This is a genomic window from Vibrio sp. Vb0888 (genome assembly GCF_033338835.1).
Classification (GTDB): domain Bacteria; phylum Pseudomonadota; class Gammaproteobacteria; order Enterobacterales; family Vibrionaceae; genus Vibrio; species Vibrio alginolyticus.
Genome location: NZ_JAWOTL010000229.1, coordinates 1 through 1,160 on the forward strand (window position 1 = coordinate 1; position 1,160 = coordinate 1,160).

Sequence of the window (1,160 nt, forward strand, 5' to 3'; positions counted from 1 at the left end):
TGGCCGACATGTACTCACGTATGAACGCTGCCAAAGCGTACGTCTACACCGTCGCAGCAGCTTGTGATCGTGGTGAATGCACGCGCAAAGATGCCGCTGGGGTGATTTTGTACAGCGCAGAATTGGCAACACAAATGGCGCTCGACGCCATTCAGCTACTCGGCGGTAATGGCTACATCAATGAATACGCAACCGGACGTCTTCTGCGTGACGCAAAACTGTATGAAATTGGCGCAGGAACCTCCGAAATTCGCCGCATGCTCATCGGGCGCGAATTGTTTGAGGAATCACGCTAGCTCCTGATTCACTCGCTAGGAAAAGGAAGTCATCATGGCCATCATAAAAAGCAAAACCAAGCCAACTGACGAGCTGTTTCTTTCTAACCAAGCCGCAATGGAAATGCTGGTTGAAAAGCTGCAAAAAGACGTCGCCACCATCAAACTCGGTGGCGGCGAACGTGCCATTGCTCATCAGCGACAAAAAGGAAAACTCCCGGTTCGAGAACGAATTTCACATTTGCTCGATGATGGTAGCAACTTCCTTGAAATTGGTCAGTTCGCCGCTTGGCAAGTGTACGATGAGCCCATCCCATGCGCGGGTGTCGTGGCTGGCATCGGCATAATCGAAGGAGTTCAATGCATGGTGATTGCCAACGATCCTTCGGTCAAAGGCGGCACCTATTATCCTCTCACCGTGAAAAAGCACCTTCGAGCACAAGAGATAGCTCAGCGTTGCCAACTACCATGTGTCTACCTTGTCGACTCTGGCGGCGCAAATCTCCCTCATCAATCAGACGTTTTTCCCGATAAAGATCACTTCGGCCGTATCTTCTTCAACCAAGCCAGAATGTCGGCCAAAGGCATTCCTCAAATCGCCGTTGTTATGGGGCTGTGCACCGCAGGCGGTGCTTATGTCCCAGCAATGGCAGACGTGTCGATAATGGTGAAAGAACAAGGCACCATCTTTTTAGCCGGGCCCCCATTGGTAAAAGCCGCAACGGGCGAAATCGTGACTGGTGAAGAACTCGGCGGCGCAGATGTGCATTGTCGAAAATCGGGGGTGGCGGATTATTACGCCGAAAACGATGAGCACGCCTTAGACTTAGCGCGCGAGGCGATTGCCAACGCGAACCGTCCAAAGCCGCCGAAATCGGACAGTGC

The 1,160-nt window shown here is 52.3% G+C and carries 2 protein-coding genes; both read left to right on the forward strand.

Going from position 1 to position 1,160, the window contains the following annotated elements:
• Window positions 1-296: acyl-CoA dehydrogenase family protein (locus R7P72_RS25235; protein ID WP_318110990.1), on the forward strand; the 296-nt coding region annotated here is incomplete at its 5' end.
• A 34-nt stretch (window positions 297-330) separates the two neighbouring features.
• On the forward strand, window positions 331-1,160 hold an 830-nt coding region (locus tag R7P72_RS25240; RefSeq protein ID WP_318110991.1), incomplete at its 3' end, for a carboxyl transferase domain-containing protein.